Consider the following 20,084-nt stretch of genomic DNA (forward strand, 5'->3'; position numbering starts at 1 on the left):
GCGACGATGTCGGGGACGGTCGCGGTGTACTCCGCCTGGGACGAAGCCCGCTGGGTGGCCGAGCCCGCGAAGAACCCGCGCCGCTCGGCCTTCCAACGCGACCGCGCCCGGGTCCTGCACTCCTCCGGGCTGCGCCGCCTCGGCGCCAAGACGCAGGTGGTCGAACCCGGCACCGACGACTTCGTCCGCACCCGGCTCACCCATTCCCTCGAGGTCGCGCAGGTGGGGCGCGAGCTCGCGCGCTACCTCGGCTGCGACCCCGACATCGTCGACACCGCCTGTCTCAGTCATGACCTCGGCCATCCGCCGTTCGGCCACCATGGGGAGACGATCCTCGACGAGGTGTGCGCCGACATCGGCGGCTTCGAGGGCAACGCGCAGACGCTGCGCCTGGTCACCCGGATCGAACCCAAGGTCCTCGCCCCCGACGGGCGACCGGCCGGGCTCAATCTCACCCGGGCGAGCCTCGACGCCCTGACCAAGTACCCCTGGCCCCGCTCCGAGGCCGTGGCCAAACGCGACTCCGGGGTGCGGAAGTTCGGCGTCTACGACGATGACGCCGACGTGTTCGAGTTCTACCGCGAGGGCATCCCGAACGGGAGGAAGTGCCTCGAGGCGCAGGTGATGGACCTCGCCGACGACATCTCCTACTCGGTCCACGACGTCGAGGACGCGATCGTCGCCGGTCACCTCCGGCTGCCCGAATTCGCCTCCGAGGCGAGGCGGGCCGAGCTGTTCGCGATCACCCGGCAGTGGTACCTGCCGGGAGTCGCCGACGCCGACATGGACCGAGCCCTCGAACGCCTGCAGGCCGCGTCCTACTGGCCGACGGAGGTCTACGACGGGTCCCGCCGGGCGCAGGCCGCACTCAAGCACATGACGAGTCAGCTCATCGGCCGGTTCGTCGCCGCAGCCGAAGCCGCAACGCGGGAGGAGTACGGCTGGGAGCCGCTGGCCCGCTACGCCGCCTCCCTCGTCGTGCCCGATGCCACTGTCGTCGAGATCGCCGTGCTCAAGGGAATGGCGACTCTGACGGTGATGGTCGCCGAGGACCGACTGCGCCTGCACGACATCCAATCCACGGTGCTGACCTCGCTGGCGGAGTGGTACTCGCAGGCTCCGGAGAAACTCGACCCGATGTTCAGGGCCGACTACCTCGAAGCCGCCGATGACAGCTCCCGCCTGCGCGTCGTCGTCGACCAGATCGCCTCCCTGACCGACCATTCCGCGTGGACCCTCTACCACCGGATCCAAGCCGGAGTGGGGGATCGACTCTAACCGATGGCAGGTCTGATCAAGCGTGAGGACATCGACGAGCTCCGCACCCGCGTCCGCATCGACGAGGTGGTGGGCGAGTTCGTCACGCTCAAGACCGCCGGCATCGGCTCCCTCAAGGGACTGTGCCCATTTCATGACGAGAAGACCCCGTCCTTCCACGTCAGGCCTCAGGTCGGGATGTACCACTGCTTCGGCTGCGGGGAATCCGGCGACGTCTTCTCCTTCCTGCAGAAGGTCGAGCAGCTCAGCTTCGTCGAGGCCGTCGAGGCGCTCGCCTCCAAGGCCGGCATGCACCTGCGCTACGAGGACGGCAAGGGCCCGGACAGGGAGCAGGCCAGCCGCCGGCAGCGGCTGCTGGAGATGCATGAGGTGGCGGAGCGGTTCTTCGCCCAGGCGCTCGAGACCGACGCCGGGCAGATCGCCCGCGAGTTCCTCACCGGACGCGGCTTCCCCAGCCAGTCGAGCAGGGACTTCGGACTCGGGTTCGCCCCGAAGTCCTGGGACGCCCTGACGACTGCGCTGCGGCGTGCCGGTTTCAGCGACGAGGAGATCCTTGGCGGTGGGTTGGCCAGCGAAGGCGGCAGAGGAATCTACGACCGGTTCCGGGGGCGGCTGGTCTGGCCGATCAAGGACATGACCGCACGGACGATCGGCTTCGGCGCCCGTCGCCTCTTCGACGACGATCAGGGCCCCAAGTACCTCAACACCCCGGAGACCGCCCTCTATCACAAGAACCAGGTCCTCTACGGACTCGATCTGGCGAAGAAGGACATCGCGAAGACCAAGCGCGTGGTCATCGTCGAGGGGTACACGGACGTCATGGCCGCCCATCTGGCGGGAGTCACCCAGGCGGTGGCGACCTGTGGCACCGCGTTCGGGGCCGAGCACGTGAAGATCGTGCGGCGCCTGCTCGGCGATGACTCCAGCGGAGAGGTGATCTTCACCTTCGACGGCGACGCGGCGGGACAGAAGGCGGCGCTCAAGGCGTTCGAGTTCGAGACCGAGTTCACCGCCCAGACCTTCGTCGCCGTTGAGCCCGACGGCCTCGACCCCTGTGATCTGCGGATGCAGAAGGGAGATGCCGCCCTGCGCGAGCTCGTCGATGAGCGCCGGCCGCTCTTCGAGTTCGTCATCACGACCTCGATCGCCCGCTACGACCTCGATTCGGTCGAAGGCCGGATCTCTGCGATCAAGGCCGCCGCCGAGGTGCTCACCGGGATTCGGGACCGCACCAGCCTCAGCCACTACTACCGCTTCGTGGCCGGACGGATCGGAGTCGACATCTCCGAGGTCGAGTCGGCGGTCAAGGTCGCCAGACGACACTCCAGGACTCAGCCGTCGCAGCCTGCCCGCAGCAATGCCCCGGCGCGGCCAGGGCAGTCGCAGGCGGGTTCCGCCCGACCGCAGGCCCGTCCCGGACAGGCAGGGGGCGCAGCACCGGCCTCGGTTCCCCCTGCCGCCTCGGCGCCGGAACCTGGGCCCGGAGCCGAGGACGTCGCGCTCGAATACGTCTACGACGAACGTCCCGACGTCTCGAACCTGTCGGCTCCGATCAGTCCAGCGCGGCTGAAGACGGAGAAGGGCGTCCTCATGGTTGCCCTCCAGCACCCGGAGTACGTCAACGGCAAACTCTTCGACTCGCTGTCGGCCAAGGCCTTCGAACACCCCGGCTACCGACGGATCCAGGCGGCCATGAAGCAGGCCGGCGGTCTGCAGGCGGGAGGCGGCGACCAAGGCAGATGGGCGGAGAAGGTCCTGGAGGCCAGTGCCGAGGACCTGCGGCCCTACGTCACTCAGCTGCTCGTCTCGCCGCTGCCGGTGGCGGAGGGAGTCAGCGCCGAGAGATTCGCGCAGGGGATCGTCGCGCGCCTCTTCGACTACGACCTCGAGCGGATCGCCAAGGAACTCCACTCCCGCCTGCAGCGTCTCGACTCCGTCGACATCCAGGCCCAGACGAACCTGCTCGGTCAGCTGCAGGTCCTCGAACAGCATCGGGCCCGTCTGCGCGCCCTCATGTGAGGGTCAGGCGGTTCCGCGTAAGCGGGCCGCGGTCTGCCGGCCCCGACCCGAATGGGTGTGAGCGGTCGTCGACCACCGACGTGAAATAGTGCACAGATGCATTTTTGCACTTGATGCAAACTTGCAGAAGGTGCAAACTGGATGCATGGCCGACAACGAATCCCTGCGCGCGAAGAAGGCGCGTCTGACACGCAACGCTCTTCATGAGGCGGCGATCACGCGTGTGCTCGAGGAGGGTTTGGACGGAGCGACCGTGGCGAACATCGCTGCGGCCGCCGGGGTCTCCACCCGCACCTTCTTCAACTATTACGCGACGAAGGAGGATGCGATCGTCGGGCTCGATGAGTCCAACATCGACGCAGCCCTTGTCGCTGACTACGTGCACTCCGACTCCGGGCTCGACACCCTGGCCGAGGACACCTCCCGCTTCATCCGTGAGGCACTGCTGATGGGGTCGCTCGATCCCGACACCCCGGCCCGACGCCGGAAGCTGTTCGCGCTCTACCCGGAGCTCGTGAGCAAGCGCTTCGACCGTGCCGAAGCTCTCGAAGAGCTGATCGCCGAGCATGTGCTCGCCCGGCTGCGGGTCCTGGGTCAGGAGTTCTCGAGCGAGGACTCCGCCTGGCGCAGCGCCAGGATGCTCACCCAGCTGTGCATGGTTCCCCTGCACCATGCCGGACGGACGCTCAAGACCAGCCCCGAGCTCGTCGAGGAGCGCGGAGGTTCACAGGCGATCTACGAAGAGTCCCTCGGGCTCTTCCTCAAAGTACTTAAACGACTGCGATGAAGGATGATATGAGAAGTTCTGACGGACCGCGCGCCGGCGACACGATGCCTACCGGCGACGCGACGCCGGCAGGCCGGACGGCGAAGGCCGGCACCGCCGACGGAGAGCAGATGAAGACCTCCGCGATCATCCTGCTCTTCGTGGGCCTGATGATCGCGATGTTCATGTTCTCCCTCAACCAGACGGTGCTCGCCACTGCGCTGCCGACCATCGTGGGCGAACTCGACGGCGTCGACCAGATGCTCTGGGTCTCCACTGCGTTCATGCTCGCTTCGACGATCATGATGCCCATCTACGGCAAGGTCGGCGACCTGTTCGGGCGCAAGCCGCTGTTCATGTTCGCGATCTGCTGCTTCCTCGCCGGTTCGGCCTTCGCGCTCATCGCCGAGGGGATGGGAACCCTCATCTTCGGTCGCGTGCTCCAGGGCATCGGCGGCGGCGGCATGATGATCCTCTCGCAGTCGATCATCGCCTCGGTGGTCCCTGCCCGGGAACGCGGCAAGTACATGGGAATCATGGGCTCGGCATTCGCAGTGTCCTCTGTCGCGGGACCGCTGATCGGCGGCTGGCTGACCGAAGGGCCCGGTTGGCGCTGGGCCTTCGCCATCAACTTCCCACTCGGCATCCTCGCGCTCATCGCTGCCGCGGTGTTCCTCAAGGTGCCCAAGCGGGCGCAGGGACCACGCCCGAAGGTCGACGTCGCCGGCATGCTGCTCATCTCCATCGTCACCAGCTCCATCGTGCTGACCTCCGCCTGGGGCGGGCACGACTACGAGTGGGGCTCGTGGCAGATCAACTCGCTCATCGTCGTCGGCGCCCTGGCCGTGATCGCGTTCATCCTCGTCGAGCTCAAGGTCAGCGAGCCGGTGATCCCGCTGTTCCTGTTCAAGAACAGAGACTTCCTGCTCTGCACGACCGCCGGCCTCTTCATCGGCGTCGCCATGTTCGGAGTCCTGTCCTACATGCCGACCTACCTGCAGATGGTGCACGGCATCGACGCGACCGTGGCCGGACTGATGATGGTGCCGATGATGGGCACCATGCTCATCTCCTCGACGCTGGTCGGCTTCGTCGTGGCCCGGACTGGTCGCTACAAGACGTATCCGCTCATCGGCATCCTGCTCATCGCCGCGGCGCTGGCACTGATGTCGCAGCTGAAGGCCGACAGCCCTGCATGGGAGACGATCGCGTTCCTGGCGCTGCTGGGCCTGGGCCTCGGGCTGAGCATGCAGACCCTGGTCCTGGTGGTCCAGAATGCGTTCCCCGTGGCGATGGTCGGCACGGCCACCGCGTCGAACAACTACTTCCGGCAGGTCGGCGCAACCCTGGGCATGGCGCTCATCGGCTCCGTCTTCACCCAGCGCCTGCTCGAGAACATCGAATCGGGTCTGGCCGGCCTCGCGGCGAAGGCTCCGACGCACTCAGCGCCCCAGATGTCGTCGACCGGGCTGACGCCGCAGATCGTCGCCGACATGCCCGAGCCCCTGCATTCGCTGATCGTCAATTCCTACAACGACGCTTTGGTTCCGCTGTTCCTCTGGGTGGCGCCCCTGGCCGTTCTCGGTTTCGTCTTCCTCATCTTCCTCCCGAACACTCCGCTGGCGAAGAGCCTGGCCGCTGACCCGGCGAAACGCTCGCGGGTGGAGATCGACGAACCATCCGATAACCTGGCAGGGCAGACTACGCCGAAGGGGTCGATGGATGACAGCACTGACGATTCTCAACTCACGCGGAACCGAGGTTCCCGCCCAGCTCACTGACCTCGCTCGACGACCCGGAGTCGAACTCCGGGTCGTCGACGCCGAGGCCCTCGGCTCCGCACTTCCCGGCACCGAGGTGCTCCTGCTCTGGGACTTCTTCTCCACCGCTCTGGAGTCGGAGTTCGACCGCGCCGATTCGCTCAGGTGGATCCACGCGGCAAGCGCCGGAGTCGATTCGCTCCTGTTCGACGCCCTCGTCGAATCGGATGTCGTCGTCACCAATGCGCGGGGGACCTTCGATCGGCCGATCGCCGAGTTCGTCCTCGGCTTCATGCTCATGCACGCCAAGGACACGCGCGGGTCGCTCGGCGACCAGCGCCACAGGAACTGGAACCGCCGGTCGACGAAGGACCTGGCCGGGTCCCGCGCGCTCATCGTGGGCACCGGGGCCATCGGGCGGGAGATCGCGCGGGTGCTGCGCGCACTCGACGTCGAGATCAGCGGTGCCGGCAGCCATGCGCGTGGCGGGGACCCGGACTTCGGGGACGTCATCGACTCGGCGGACCTGGCCTCCCACCTCGGCGGCGTCGATTGGGTGATCGACATCGCCCCGCTGACGGCCGCGACGACGAAGCTCATCGACGCCGAGGTGTTCGCCGCGATGGAGCCGCACTCCTGCTTCATCAACGTCGGACGGGGAGCCACGGTCGACACGGACGCCCTCGTCGCCGCTCTCGAGGACAACCGGATCGCGGGAGCCTACCTCGACGTCTTCGACGTGGAGCCGCTGCCCGCCGACCACCCGCTCTGGGCTCGGGACGATGTCGTCATCACCCCGCACATGAGCGGAGACACCGACGGCTGGCGGGATCGACTGGCCACCCAGTTCGTCGACCTGTTCTGCCGCCACCTCGCCGGTGAGCCCTTCGCGCACACCGTCGACAAGCGCGCGGGCTACGTCCGATGAGCGAGCACTCGAGCGCGGGGCATTCGAGAAGGTCCGAACGCGGGTTCCTGGCGCAGATCCTCGCCGAGGTGATCGCGATCCGTCGTGCTCGACTGCTCAGTCTGCTCGTGCTGGCAGCGGCGATGCTGGTCGCCGGGCTCGGAGCCGCGCTGCAGGCGCAGGGGGAGCGGGTCGACGCCGTGCTGCTGTTCTCCGCGTTCAGCCTGATCATGATCGGCATCGTCTGCGCACTCGCGGCCATCGTCGCCTGGACCCGCATCAATCGTGATGTCCTCGATGCGGTCGCGGCTCGTCGGCCGGCGAGGGCCAGGGCGCCCCGGTCGCGGACCGGAGGGATGGCGATCGCGATCGGGTTCGCGGTGCTCGGTCTGCTCTGCGGCGCGATGCTGTGGGCGGCCACGCCGATCCTCGCGATCGGCGTCGTCCTCGCCTGTGCCCTGCTCGCCTGCCTGGGCCCGATCTGGGCGAATGAGCTCAGCGCTGCCGATGACCGCTTCGCCGCGATCCTCGACAGCGACGACGAGCTCGCCGCGCGGTTCGCCGACTTCACCCCGATCTGGCTCCACGAGGCGATGGCCCGGGAGGACTGACCGGCTGCAGGAAGGCTGGGCCAGGACCGGCCTGCTGCAAGGGGCGCCGGCTCACGGCTCAGCAACCCAGGACGACGAAGGCGCCCGCAGCGATGTGCTGCGGGCGCCTTCGTCGACGTCAGCGATCAGATGACACAGTGACCGTTTCCCATTCGCCGCAGGGGAAGGACGAGCCTCAGGGGAAGGACGGCGTGTCGATCTCGGCCATCTTGGCCACGCACCTGACCACCTGGCAGCTGTAGCCGAACTCGTTGTCGTACCAGACGTAGACGACTGCACGGTCCTCGTCGACGATGGTCGCGAGACCGTCGACGACTCCCGCACGCTTCGAACCGACGAGGTCGGAGGAGACGAGCTCGGGGGAGGCGACGTAATCGACCTGGTTGCGCAGCGGGGAGTCCATCGAGGTCTGGCGGAGGAACTCGTTGAGCTCGTCCACGCTGGTGGACTTCTCCAGGTTGAGGTTGAGGATCGCCATCGACACGTTCGGGGTGGGAACGCGGATCGCATTGCCCGACAGCTTGCCCTTGAGCTCGGGCAGAGCCTTCGCCACCGCTTTCGCGGCACCGGTCTCGGTGAGGACCATGTTCAGTCCGGCAGCGCGGCCGCGGCGTGAACCCTTGTGGAAGTTGTCGATGAGGTTCTGGTCGTTGGTGAACGAGTGCACCGTCTCGACGTGTCCGTTGCGCACTCCGAACTTGTCGTTGAGCGCCTTGAGCACCGGGGTGATGGCGTTCGTGGTGCACGACGCCGCGGAGACGATGGTGTCCGAATCGAGGATGTCGGAGTCGTTGACGCCGAAGACGATGTTCTTGACGTCGCCCTTGCCTGGAGCGGTGAGGATGACCTTGGCCGCGCCCGGGCACGCCAGGTGCTTGGCGAGACCCTCCTCGTCGCGCCATTTTCCGGTGTTGTCGACGATGATCGCATCGTCGATCCCGTAGGCGGTGTAGTCGACCTCCGAGGGATCGTTGGAGTAGATGACCTGGATCAGGGTGCCGTTGGCCTGGATCGTGTTGGCCTCTTCGTCGACGACGATGCTGCCGTCGAACTTCCCGTGCACCGAGTCACGGCGCAGGAGGGAGGCGCGCTTGATGAGGTCGTCCTCGCCGCCCTTGCGCACGACGATCGCGCGCAGACGCATGCCCGATCCGCCGGCGCGGTCGAGGAGGATCCGGGCGAGCAGGCGGCCGATGCGTCCGAAACCGTAGAGCACGATGTCGCGCACGGGCTGGTCCTCACCCTTGGCGCCGACGACTGGTGCGAGCTCGGCACGCAGGAATTCGATGAGGTCACCGGATTCGGAGGCCGCCTTCTCGAGCAGGCGCCCAACGTCGATCCGAGCCGCCCCGAGGTCGAGCTCCGAGAGCCCGCGCACCAGTTCGAGGGTCGTCTCGACGTCGAGATCCTCGCCGAGGAAGTGGCGGGCGTAGCGATGAGCCTTGAGAATCCCGGTCACGGATTTGTTCAGCAGCGAACGGCCGAATACGGTCAGCAGCACATCGTTCTCGCGGTACAGCCGGCCGACGAGCGGAATCAGCTCTTCCGCCGCGGTCTGCTTCGTCGCCCAATTCTCCAGGCGAGCCGTCGTTGCATCAGTCAAAGGTCGTGTCCCCTCAAATCAATTGACGAATTCCCGCCCAAGTCTAACCTGTCGGTCGACTTCCTGGCCGACACGCTCGGCTCCCCGCCGAGGTGGAATCTCCAAGCGAAACGGTGCGGATCCGCACCCTCGCCCTTGACCCCGATCCGAGGGCCGAAACGGATGTCCGTGCTCAGTGTCGCGGGAGGGGCGAATGACCAGCTGCCGCCGATGAGCGAGGCCCCGTCCTGGCTGAGATCAGCATCGAAACAGCTGGCCACACAGCCGGGCCCACGCGCCAGGGCCGCATCCGGGAGGGGATGCTTGCGCGGTTTCGCCTCCCGCCTCCGGCGTGCCAGGTCGATGCCCTCGACCACCTCCCCGGCACGGACGAGGAGACCCGTCGGTGTGCCGATGGGACCACAGACGAGGTTGAGACTGTGATGAATGCCATAGATGAAGTAGCAGTAGAGGCGCGCAGGGGCACCGAACATCGAGGAGTTGCGGGCCGTCTGTCCGCGGAAGGCATGGGACGCGGGATCGGTGCGTCCGTCGTAGGCCTCCACCTCGGTGATCCTGATCGCCACCGTCCCCTCCGGGGTGGACCGCGACAGGACGCCGCCCAGCACCTGCGGTGCGACCTCGAGCACCGGGCGGTCGAAGAAGTCGGTCAGCTGCTGGGCGGAGAGCCCGCTGTCCACGGTGGGGGTGGCTGAGCGGGAGCTGACGGAGAATCCGCCGCGGGAGGCTCCCGATGCGATGCGAGTGTCCGAACCGCGGGGCGCGGTCATGAACGGTCCTCCCTTTCGTCGAAGCGCTTGAACCCGAGGAGGGTCAGGGCGATGAGACCCGCTGCGGCAATGAGCGCGCCGAGGGTCTGGGCCTGGGAACGGGGGATGACGATCCGACCGTCGGGCTCCGGGGCCTCGGGGAGCCGGGCAGGGGCGGCGGTGCCGACCCAGGCGGCGACGAAGAGGATGATGCGGGCGAAGACATTCATCGTCAGCATCACCGCGATGATGGATCCGAAGATCGACGCTGCTTGATTGTCCGAGAACACGTCGATGAGGATCGCGGCGAGATTGAGCAGGATGACGAACGAGACGGCTCCGGCCACCGAGCCTCGGACCTTGGGGCCGTGTGCCACCGGTGTCTGCGGCAGCACGGTGAAGAGGAACATGAAGATCAGCCAGCCGGCGCCGAGGCTGAACAGAGGAGGTCCCACAACCAGCAGCGCGGACGCCCATCCGGACAGGTCGAGGAAGTCGACGATGAGCGAGGCCAATCCGGTCCCGACGACAGTCACGGCGACGGCGAGGAGAATGAGCGTGACGAGAGCGAAGAGGATGAGCAGATTGACCAGGAAGTTCTTCACGATCGGTTCCTGCTTGATCTCGCTGAATTCGTCGGCGAGCTGGGCGCGGACCGCCGATTTGAGGGTCTCGATGAAACCCTGACCTGAGTACAGCCCCGCCAGGACGCCGAATATGCCGACTGCCTGCCAGTTGTTGAGGACGCTCTCCAAGGAGTTGCTCAGTGCGGGACTTCCCGGTGCCACTCGGTCGAGTTCCGCGGCGATGATCGGGACCAGATCTGGGCGGAGGACGTCGAGGACGAAGCCGAGACCCGCGAAGGTGAACATGGCGACGGGGATGACCGCGAGGACGAGGAAGTACGTGATCGAACCGGCCAGCTGACTGCCCATGCGAGTGAGATATCGACCGAGGCTGCGGATGAGATGTGCCGGACCCGGGTGGGCGATGGCGCTGTGTCCCGCTGCGGAGACGGAGTTGCGAGAGGCCAGGACCTTGGCTGGGGTCACACTGTGCTCCTTGTCGGTACGGTCATGTCCCACCTTAACCGTTGGGCGGTGAGGGTGAGCAGGCGGGACGCTCCGCGCGAGCGGCTCTGGGCGCGGACTGGGAGCGACGCTCGGGTTCCGTCCCTAGACTGCACTCATGTCTCTTGCCTCCGCTCCGACTGTCCTCGCCGCTCTTCCTCCGGCCGGGGTCGGAATCGTCGGGTCCTCGGCCGCCGAGGACCTCAGCGGCTTCTCCGCCTGGGCGGTGCGACTGATGGAGGCGCTGGGACCGGTCGGCGTCGGCTTCCTCGTGTTCCTCGACAACATCTTCCCGCCGGTCCCCAGCGAGCTGGTCCTGCCCCTGGCCGGATTCACCGCGAGCAGGGGCGAGATGAGTCTGGTCATCGCCATCGTCTTCGCCACGATCGGCTCGCTCGTCGGAGCCGTGCTGCTGTGGGCGTTGGGCAAATGGATCGGTCTGGACCGCATCAGCCGGATCGCACTGAAGATGCCCCTCGTCGACGTCGACGACATCCACAAGACCGTTGCCTGGTTCGACAGGCATGGCGCCAAGGCCGTCTTCTTCGGTCGGATGATTCCGATCTTCCGGTCCCTGATCTCGATCCCGGCGGGAATGCGCGACATGTCACTGATCACGTTCGCGCTTCTGACGACGGCAGGCAGCGCCATCTGGAACACGATCTTCGTCGTCGCCGGATTCTGGTTGGGGGAGAACTGGGCCGTCGTGGAGTCCTACGCCGGTTGGTTCCAGAAGCTCGTCATCGTCGCCGTCATCGTGTTCGTCGCCATGTGGGCCGTGCTCAAGATCCGCAAGCATCGGGGCCGCCCCGGTGCGAGCCCAGAATCGAACCCCAGCCCGGGTCCGGACCCGAGAACGGACTGAGCCGACACCTGAGCCGACACCTGAGCTGCCTGACCTCAGGGCGCAGGCGACTCGAGTCGGTTCGCCTCAGCGCGCCCAGGCCGCCGGTGTGTGAGCGGCCGGCACTTCCTCCCCGGACCTGACCGGTCCTGGCGCGGTGCCCGTCCCGAAGGGTGAACCGCCGAGCGCCTCCCGACCGTGCGGGGTCAGCCAGGCCGAGAGATCCGGTCCCTTCGGCACGATCCCGGTCGGATTCACATCCTTGTGCACGAGGTAGTAGTGCTGCTTGATCTGGACGAAGTCGACCGTGTCCCCGAATCCGGGGGTCTGGAAGAGGTCGCGCGCATAGCCCCACAGGTTCTCGAAGTCCTTGAGCGCCTGCCGGTTGCACTTGAAATGGCCGAAGTACACCGGATCGAACCGGGCCAGGGTCGTGAACAGACGGACATCCGCCTCGGTGATGGAGTCGCCCATCAGGAACCGCTTCGAGGCCAGACGCTCCTCGAGGACGTCGAGGGCGGAGAACAGACGGTCGAAGGCCGCATCGTAGGCGTCCTGGGAGCCCGCGAAGCCGCACCGATAGACGCCGTTGTTCACCTCGGTGTAGATGAAGTGCATGACGTCCTCCATCTCCGCTCGGCTCTCCTCCGGCCACAGGTCCGGCGCGCCCTCCCGGTGGTATCTCCTCCACTGGGTGCTGAAGTCCTCGGTGATCTGCGGGAAGTCATTCGTCACTACCTGACCCGAGGGGACGTCGACGACCGCGGGCACCGTGATGCCTCGTGGATAGTCGGGGAACCGGGCGAAGAACGCCTGCTGCAGTCGCTCGATTCCGAGCACGGGGTCGACCCCGCCGGGATCGAGGTCGAACGTCCACGAACGAGCATCGTGGGTGGGCCCGGGCATCCCGAGGGAGATGACGTCCTCGAGGCCGAGCAGCCTGCGCACGATGATCGCGCGGTTCGCCCACGGACAGGCGCGGGCGGCGATCAGCCGGTAACGGCCCGGCTCCACCGGCCACGGTGCGTGCGGATCATCGAGGATCCGGTCCTCGATGTAGTTGGTGTCGCGATCGAACTCGGACCCCTCGGTGACGTAGCTGGCCTGCGTCTCGTTCGACATCTCTTCCTCCTTGGTCTCAGCCGGCGTACATCGTCTCGATCTCCGCCGCGAAGTCCTTCGCGACGATGTGCCTCTTCACGGACTGCTTGGCGGAGAGGTAGCCGTTGGACTCGCTGAGCTCAACGGGCATGATCGTGAACTTCTTGATCCCCTCGGCGCGCGACACCGTCCGGTTGACCTTGTCGACGGCCTTCTCGATCGCCTGGTGGACGGTCTGATCCGCAGCCGCCTGCTCGACCGTCATCGTCGGCAGTCCTTGGTTCTCCAGCCACACCGGCAGCATCTCGGAATCGAGGAAGATCAGGGCCGAGATGAAGTTCCGGTTGTCGCCGAGGACGACCGGCTGGCCGATGATGGGATGGCGCCGCAGGGCGTCCTCGAGAGGAGCGGGAGCGATGTTCTTACCGCTCGAGGTGACGATGATCTCCTTCTTCCGGCCGTTGATCGTCAGGTACCCGTCCTCGTCGAGAGCGCCCAGGTCACCGGTGGCGAACCACCCGTCGTGGAACTCCTTCGCAGTGGCCTCTGGGTTGTTCCAGTACTCCCGGAAGACGCAGACGCCCTTCGCCAGCACCTCGCCATCGGGGGCGATCGCCACGGAGCAGCCCGGCAGGGGCACGCCTACGCTGCCGATCTTCGCCCTCTCCGGCACATTGACGGTGATCGGCGCCGTCGTCTCGGTCAGCCCGTAGCCTTCGAGCACGATCAGCCCGACCCCGCGGTAGAAGTGGCCGAGGTGGGCGCCGAGGGGACCGCCGCCGGAGACGGCATGGGTGACGTGGCCGCCCATGATCGCGCGCAGCTTCGAGTACACGAGCTTGTCGAACAGCGCATGCTGGAGTTTGAGGGTCAGCGGTACGATGCCCTGATCGAGGGCCTTGGAATAGGCGACGGCGACCTGCTCGGCGCGACGGAAGATTCCCTCCTTGCCGCCGGCCTCGGCCTTCGCCAGGGCGGAGTTGAAGACCTTCTCGAACACCCGGGGCACGCCGAGGATGAAGGTCGGTCTGAAACTGCCGAGCGCGTCCGTGAGCTTGGCCAGATCCGACTGATGTGCCAGCAGCGAGCCGCAGGTCAGCGACAGGACCTCGATGAAGCGGGCGAAGACGTGGGCCTGGGGGAGGAACAGGAGGCAGCGGGCATCGTCGGTGAACACCTCGGGGATCTGCATCCGGGCAGCCTGTGCGGTTTGGACGAAGTTGGCGTGGGTGAGCACGCACCCCTTCGGCCTGCCCGTGGTGCCCGACGTGTAGATGAGGGTGGCCACTGATTCGCCGGTGACCTGCGTCCGCTGGGCTTCGAGGGCATCGTCGTCGATGTCTGCTCCGGCGGCCTCGAGATCGGAGAACGCTCCGTCCTCCCAGACCCACAGGCGCGGCGGTTCGACTCCCGCAGAGGCGGCGGCTGCGCGCACCCGCTCCGCATGCTCCGGGCTCCGGACCAGGCCCCGCTCGACGGCGGCGTCGGTGATCATCCACGCCAGCTGGTCCTGGGACGAGGTGTCGTAGAAGGGCACGGAGATCCCGCCTGCGTACCAGACGGCGTAGTCGCTGAGCGTCCATTCATAGGACGTCGGTCCGAAGATGGCGATCCGGTCCCCGACCTCGACCCCGTCTGCGAGCAGGCCCTTGGCCGCCGACTTCACCTCAGCGACGAACTCACCGGCGGTGACGTACTCCCAGTCGCCGCCGACGGCTCGAGCCAGCGCGGGCTTGTCGGGATTGTCCGCCGCGCGCTCGAGGAAGGCGTCGATCGTCGACGAAGTGGTGTCCACCTCGAAACCGACCACCGGAGTGGAGGACTGGGGCATGGTCGATGGGCTCATGAGAACTCCTTTTCGGGCGACATTGCCCCGCTATCTTACTGCTCAGTCACTAAGAGGTGAAATCGCTCACGTTTCTTCGAGCGCAGACCCTCGTGGGACGACTTTGTGCCAGTCTAGCCAAGACGTCGCCCGGATTGTTCAGAGTACGATGGTCAAAACCCACAGAGCTGCGAAGGAAGGTAATGACGACGAACCCTGAGGAAGCCGGTTTCCGCTATGACGCGTCGCTGGCCGAGAAGATCGAGGAATCGTGGCAGCAGCGGTGGGAAGAGGCGGGGACGTACCACACCCCGAACCCCACCGGTGATCTGAGCCCGAGCGGAGATCTCGGCAGGCTCGACACCGCTTCCCCCTACGGGCCGCCGGAGGACCTGTCCGAACGTGACTCCCTCTACATCATGGACATGTTCCCCTACCCTTCGGGAGCGGGACTCCACGTCGGCCACCCGCTGGGCTATCTGGCCACCGACGTCTATGGGCGCTATCAGCGGATGCGCGGTCGCAACGTCATGCACGCCCTGTCCTATGACGCCTTCGGCCTGCCCGCCGACCTCTACGCGGTGCAGACGGGTCAGCACCCGCGGATCACCACGAACGCCAACATCGCGAACATGAAGAAGCAGCTGCGCCGCCTGGGTCTGGCCCATGACGCCCGCCGCAGCTTCGCGACCACCGACGACGAGTACGTGAAGTGGACGCAGTGGGTCTTCCTGCAGATCTTCAACTCGTGGTACGACCCCGAAGCCACTGCCGACGGCGAGTCCGCCACCGGCGCCGCCCGCCCCATCAGCACTCTGATCGAGCAGTTCGCCTCCGGCGCCCGCCCGACCCCGGACGGCCGCGACTGGTCGCAGCTGTCCCGGGCCGAGCAGGAGCGCATCCTCCAGGACTACCGCCTCGCCTACGTCTCCGAGTCCCCGGTCAACTGGTGCCCGGGACTGGGCACGGTGCTGGCGAACGAGGAGGTCACCGCCGAGGGACTGTCCGAACGCGGCAACTTCCCGGTGTACACGCGCCGGCTGCGCCAGTGGAACATGCGCATCACCGCCTACGCCGACCGTCTCATCGACGACCTGGATGCCCTCGACTGGCCCTCGGCCGTGCGCACCATGCAGGTCAACTGGATCGGCCGTTCGAAGGGCGCTCTGCTGCGCCTGCCCGTCGTGCCGGCTGCGGCCACCGCGGCGGAGGCGGATTCGACCGCCGACGAGTTCATCGAGGTTTACACCACCCGTCCCGACACCCTGTTCGGCGCCACGTACCTGGTGCTCAGCCCCGAGCACCCGCAGGTCGCCGAACTCACCGGTGAGCACTGGGACGACGAAGTGCCCCAGCGGTGGCGCGGGGGAGGAGCCACCCCCGCCGAGGCGATCGCCGCCTACCAGCGCGAAGCCGCGGCGAAGACCGACGCGGACCGCCAGCAGAGTCGGGAGAAGACCGGAATCTTCACCGGTTCGTACGCCGTGAACCCGGCCACCGGCCAGGAGATCCCGATCTTCGTCGCCGACTACGTGCTCATGGGCTACGGCACCGGGGCGATCATGGCCGTTCCCGCCGAGGACGCCCGCGACTGGGAGTTCGCCAAGGAGTTCGGCCTGCCCTACATCCGGACGGTGCAACCGCCTGCCGACCATGACGAGGATTCGCCGTACACGGGTATCGGACGGATGATCAACTCCGCCAACGAATCCATCGACATCAACGGTCTCGAGATCGACGAGGCGAAGGCGAAGATCACGCAGTGGCTGGCCGATCAGGGCATGGCCCGGGAATCGACCCAGTACCGGCTGCGGGACTGGCTGTTCTCCCGGCAGCGCTACTGGGGAGAGCCGTTCCCCATCGTCTACGACGAAGCCGGCACCCCCATCGCTCTTCCTGATGAGATGCTGCCCGTCGAACTCCCCGAGGTCGACGACTTCGCACCGCGCACCTTCGCCGCCGATGACGCCGACAGCCAGCCCGAACCGGCGCTGGGACGCAACCGTGACTGGGTGGAAGTTGAACTCGACCTCGGCGACGGACCGAAGAAGTACCACCGCGAGACGAACACGATGCCCAACTGGGCGGGATCGTCGTGGTATCAGCTGCGCTACGCCGATCCCCACAACGACGCGCTCGTCGTCGACCCGGAGAACGAGGCGTACTGGATGGGACCGCGGGAGTCCAAGCCCCGCGGCGGCGCCGACCTCTACGTCGGTGGTGCCGAGCACTCGGTGCTCCACCTCCTCTACGCCCGGTTCTGGCACAAGGTGCTCCACGACCTCGGGCACGTCTCCTCATCCGAGCCCTTCCACCGTCTGGTCAACCAGGGCTACATCCAGGCCTACGCCTACACGGACTCCCGCGGTGTCTACGTCCCCGCCGCCGAGGTGGAGGAGCGTACGGAGGAGAACGGCGAGCTGACGTTCTGGTACCAGGGCGAGCAGGTGAATCGGGAGTACGGCAAGATCGGCAAGTCCCTGAAGAACTCCGTGCTGCCCGACGAGATGTACGACGCCTATGGCGCCGACACCTTCCGGGTCTACGAGATGTCGATGGGCCCGATCGAACAGGCCCGGCCCTGGGAGACCCGCGCCGTCGTCGGCGCGCACCGCTTCCTGCAGCGGGTGTGGCGCCTGGCCGTCGACGAGACCACCGGAGAATCCGTGATCAGGGAGGGCTCCGCCGACTCAGTGACCCTGAAGGTGCTCAACCAGGTCATCGACGGGGTCCGCGACGACATGGAGAACCTGCGGTTCAACACGGCGATCTCGAAGCTCATCGTGCTGACCAACCATGCGACAAAGCAGGGCGGAGCGACCCGGGATGTGCTCGAACCGCTGACGATCATGCTCTCGCCCTTCGCCCCGCACATGGCCGAAGAGCTGTGGGCGAAGCTCGGCCACGATTCGACAGTGACCTACGCCGCCTTCCCTGAGGCGGACCCGCAGTACCTGGTCGCCGACCAGGTCACGTGCGTGATTCAGGTCAAGGGCAAGGTGCGGGCGCGCCTCGAGGTCGACCCCGAGATCTCGGAGGCCGAACTCGAGCGGCTCGCCCTGGAGTCGCCGAACGCGATCAAGGCTCTGGATGGGGCAGGCGTGCGCAAGATCATCGTGCGCGCACCCAAGCTGGTCAACATCGTCCCCGACGCCTGAACGAGGAACGACAGGAGTTCGAACATGACAATGGAAGACGTGCAGGACGAGATCCGACACACGCTGGGTGTGCGGCCGACGATCGATCCGGCCACCGAGGTGGTCCGACGCGTCGAGTTCCTCGCCGACTACATCCTCACCACCGGCGCCAAGGGGCTGACCCTGGGGATCAGCGGCGGTCAGGATTCGACCCTGGCGGGCAGGCTGTGCCAGCTGGCGGTCGAGGAGCTGCGACGCCGCGGCGCCGACGCCCAGTTCTGGGCGCTCCGCCTTCCGCACAAGGTGCAGGCCGACGAGACCGACGCCAGGGACGCGGTCGCGTTCATCCAGCCCGACCATGAGGCCGTGTTCAACATCGGTCCGGCCACCTCGGCGTTCGCCGAGGAGTATCGGGACGCAGTGGGCGAAGCGATCACGGACTTCGGCAAGGGCAACGTCAAGGCGCGGCTGCGGATGATGGCGCAGTTCGCGCTGGCGGGGGAGAAGCGCCTCCTCGTGGTCGGCACCGACCACGCCGCCGAGGCGGTGACCGGCTTCTTCACGAAGTACGGTGACGGAGCTGCCGACGTGGTTCCGCTCGAAGGGCTGAACAAGCGCCAGGGCAAGGCCCTGCTCGAGCACCTCGGCGCACCCGCGCATCTGATCAGCAAGGCGCCGACTGCGGATCTCCTCGACGACTCTCCGGGGCAGACCGATGAGACGGAGCTGGGACTGAGCTACCAGCAGATCGATGACTTCCTCGAGGGCAAGGAGATCGATCCTGCGGCCACCGAGCGCCTCGTCGACAAGTATCGGTCGAGTGAGCACAAGCGACGCACTCCGGTGACGCCGACGGACACGTGGTGGATCAGGCACTGAGTCTGATGTGACCCGCCTGACGCGGCGCTGCAGGTGAGAAAGGGCCGGTGGATCTCCACCGGCCCTTTCTCACCTGCTGCGCGTTGACGCTCTCAGGCCAACGACTCTGCTCAGACCACGAGGCCGAGTTCGAGGGCCGTCTGGTTGAATTCCCACCGGGCGGCGAGGAACTCGTCGCCGAGGCGCTCCCCGCGGGTCCGCGCCTCCGTGTACTCGCGCCATCCGCCCTCGCGGCTGTCGCCGGGACGGATCTCCCGCTGCGTCTTGTCCGACGGCAGGACCCGGGTCTCCTCCTTCACCCAGATGGACAGCGCCTCGGCGGCCCGGTAGAGGTTCATGAACGCCGTGTGTGAGCGAGGGTTGTCGAAGCTCGCCTTCTTGAAGTCGGCGCGGAACGAGTGCAGGGGCTCGAGCTCGTCGACGGCCAGGGTGCCGAAGGTGGCGTCCAGCCGCAGCGACTGGATCAGCCCACTCGAGTCGGGGAACAGGGCCAGGATCTTCTGGGCGGCGATCTCATCGGGAATCTGGGCGACCTCGTCGTCGATCGGTGTCAGTCCGACACTGTCGAGGCGTCCCCGTTCGACGCTGAGCTCCTGCCGGAGGCGGTCGACCTGCTGCTGGGCGCGACGCCATTCGCCGTGGAACATCAGCAGAGCGCCGATGATGCCCAGGCACAGGAGGAGACCGATGATCCAGGCGACAGTATGCAGACCGGGGATCGCGAACAGGACCACGCCGATCACGGTCAGCACAGCGAGAGTCACCGCAGCCGGTGAGTTGGTGAGGAAATCCAGGAAACGCTTCACAGCTCCAAGCGTACTGTTTCATCCTGCAGATATCGTGCACCTCGGTGGCATATAGTGTGCCGTCACGCTGAGCTACGACAAGCTCGGCGTCGCCCTCATCCCGGTAGTCCGCAAGCTGCGCGACCGAATCGAATCCCTCGAAGCTCAATTATCCAAGTAGCCGATACGCAGACGGCCACCCGATCCACACTGAAAACATTCGGTGTGGAAAGGGTGGCCGAACTGGGTGAGCTGTGGAGCCCTCGCCGGCTAGCTGAGTTTACGAAGTCGGCAATTGACCTACTTACTCACTGATCGTCTCCCAGTCGCTTGGTACTGAGATGGTCGGAAAGTCGCCTCCGAGACGAATGTCGCCAACAGTCATGACCTGGATGTCTCCTACGTCCAGCATTTTCTGGGCGTTCTCCTTCTGGTACATGACATCCTCGACTGCCGCATCCGTCAGCAGGTCAAGGATTTTTCCTGCAGGCGTCTCCCTGACCATAGCCATATAGAAGTACGCATATAGAGTATCTCCCGTCGCAATCTGATGCCCTTCGGCATCGTTGACGAACCGATCCTCCCAGCTGACTTCGAGGTCTTTGTGCTCCGCCTCGAAGCGTTCGCATTCGCTCTCGTCGGCAAGAATTCCGACCAAAGGATCGATGATTTCGTCAGGTTCGAATGGCGAGGGCCTCTTGACGAAAAGGAGATGGACAATTTGAGCCTCCATGTCGGACCCCATTTCGA

General features: G+C 66.3%; 16 protein-coding genes. 9 read left to right on the top strand and 7 right to left on the bottom strand.

The features are described 5' to 3' along the window. Positions 1–6: 6 nt before the first annotated feature. From RIT73_RS00320 to RIT73_RS00345, 6 genes are all read left to right on the top strand, one after another. Positions 7–1,278: a deoxyguanosinetriphosphate triphosphohydrolase gene (locus RIT73_RS00320; protein ID WP_309130365.1), complete on the top strand. Its 1,272-nt coding sequence runs from the start codon at positions 7–9 to the stop codon at positions 1,276–1,278. A gap of 3 nt (positions 1,279–1,281) precedes the next feature. Continuing rightward, complete coding sequence (gene dnaG / locus RIT73_RS00325; RefSeq protein WP_309130058.1) at positions 1,282–3,297, top strand: DNA primase; 2,016 nt, start codon at positions 1,282–1,284, stop codon at positions 3,295–3,297. A 145-nt stretch (positions 3,298–3,442) separates the two neighbouring features. Then, entirely contained in the window at positions 3,443–4,084 is a 642-nt protein-coding gene (locus RIT73_RS00330; protein WP_309130059.1) for a TetR family transcriptional regulator, read from the top strand. Positions 4,085–4,092: 8 nt separating this feature from the next. Further along, positions 4,093–5,844, top strand: a complete 1,752-nt coding sequence (locus RIT73_RS00335; protein WP_309130060.1) for an MDR family MFS transporter — start codon at positions 4,093–4,095, stop codon at positions 5,842–5,844. Further along, a complete protein-coding gene (locus RIT73_RS00340) occupies positions 5,786–6,751 on the top strand; it encodes a D-2-hydroxyacid dehydrogenase (RefSeq protein ID WP_309130061.1) in 966 nt (321 codons plus the stop codon). Before RIT73_RS00335 ends, RIT73_RS00340 begins: the two co-directional genes overlap by 59 nt. Beyond that, entirely contained in the window at positions 6,748–7,341 is a 594-nt protein-coding gene (locus RIT73_RS00345; RefSeq protein ID WP_309130062.1) for a hypothetical protein, read from the top strand. Before RIT73_RS00340 ends, RIT73_RS00345 begins: the two co-directional genes overlap by 4 nt. A 175-nt stretch (positions 7,342–7,516) precedes the next feature. On the opposite strand, the gene RIT73_RS00350 is transcribed toward RIT73_RS00345, so the two are convergent. From RIT73_RS00350 to RIT73_RS00360, 3 genes are read right to left on the bottom strand one after another with little or no spacing between them, the layout of a single operon-like run. After that, positions 7,517–8,944 (bottom strand): glyceraldehyde-3-phosphate dehydrogenase, encoded by a 1,428-nt coding sequence (locus RIT73_RS00350; protein ID WP_309130063.1) that lies wholly within the window; start codon positions 8,942–8,944, stop codon positions 7,517–7,519. Then, a complete protein-coding gene (locus RIT73_RS00355) occupies positions 8,941–9,714 on the bottom strand; it encodes a DNA-3-methyladenine glycosylase (protein ID WP_309130064.1) in 774 nt (257 codons plus the stop codon). Before RIT73_RS00355 ends, RIT73_RS00350 begins: the two co-directional genes overlap by 4 nt. Further along, positions 9,711–10,745, bottom strand: a complete 1,035-nt coding sequence (locus tag RIT73_RS00360; RefSeq protein WP_309130065.1) for a YhjD/YihY/BrkB family envelope integrity protein — start codon at positions 10,743–10,745, stop codon at positions 9,711–9,713. Before RIT73_RS00360 ends, RIT73_RS00355 begins: the two co-directional genes overlap by 4 nt. 136 nt (positions 10,746–10,881) lie before the next feature. On the opposite strand from RIT73_RS00360, the gene RIT73_RS00365 reads away from it, so the two are divergent. Then, positions 10,882–11,628: a DedA family protein gene (locus RIT73_RS00365; RefSeq protein ID WP_309130066.1), complete on the top strand. Its 747-nt coding sequence runs from the start codon at positions 10,882–10,884 to the stop codon at positions 11,626–11,628. A 66-nt stretch (positions 11,629–11,694) separates the two neighbouring features. On the opposite strand, the gene RIT73_RS00370 is transcribed toward RIT73_RS00365, so the two are convergent. Then, positions 11,695–12,729 carry a glutathione S-transferase C-terminal domain-containing protein gene (locus RIT73_RS00370; RefSeq protein ID WP_309130067.1) on the bottom strand — a complete coding sequence of 345 codons (1,035 nt, stop codon included), beginning with the start codon at positions 12,727–12,729 and terminating at the stop codon, positions 11,695–11,697. A gap of 16 nt (positions 12,730–12,745) precedes the next feature. Continuing rightward, positions 12,746–14,554, bottom strand: a complete 1,809-nt coding sequence (locus RIT73_RS00375; RefSeq protein WP_309130068.1) for a long-chain fatty acid--CoA ligase — start codon at positions 14,552–14,554, stop codon at positions 12,746–12,748. A gap of 182 nt (positions 14,555–14,736) precedes the next feature. Between RIT73_RS00375 and leuS the strand changes: the two genes are divergently transcribed. Both leuS and nadE read left to right on the top strand, forming a co-directional pair. Further along, complete coding sequence (gene leuS / locus RIT73_RS00380) at positions 14,737–17,691, top strand: leucine--tRNA ligase (protein ID WP_309130069.1); 2,955 nt, start codon at positions 14,737–14,739, stop codon at positions 17,689–17,691. A gap of 30 nt (positions 17,692–17,721) precedes the next feature. Then, on the top strand, positions 17,722–18,549 hold the full coding sequence (gene nadE, locus RIT73_RS00385; protein ID WP_309130366.1) for an ammonia-dependent NAD(+) synthetase: 828 nt from the start codon (positions 17,722–17,724) through the stop codon (positions 18,547–18,549). Between the two features lie 110 nt (positions 18,550–18,659). Here the strand turns inward: nadE and RIT73_RS00390 are convergent, their stop codons facing one another. Further along, a complete protein-coding gene (locus RIT73_RS00390) occupies positions 18,660–19,355 on the bottom strand; it encodes a hypothetical protein (RefSeq protein ID WP_309130070.1) in 696 nt (231 codons plus the stop codon). Between the two features lie 283 nt (positions 19,356–19,638). Further along, on the bottom strand, positions 19,639–20,067 hold the full coding sequence (locus RIT73_RS00395; RefSeq protein ID WP_309130071.1) for a hypothetical protein: 429 nt from the start codon (positions 20,065–20,067) through the stop codon (positions 19,639–19,641). Between the last annotated feature and the right edge of the window lie 17 nt (positions 20,068–20,084).

The organism is Brevibacterium sp. (assembly GCF_031179145.1).
Lineage (GTDB): Bacteria > Actinomycetota > Actinomycetes > Actinomycetales > Brevibacteriaceae > Brevibacterium.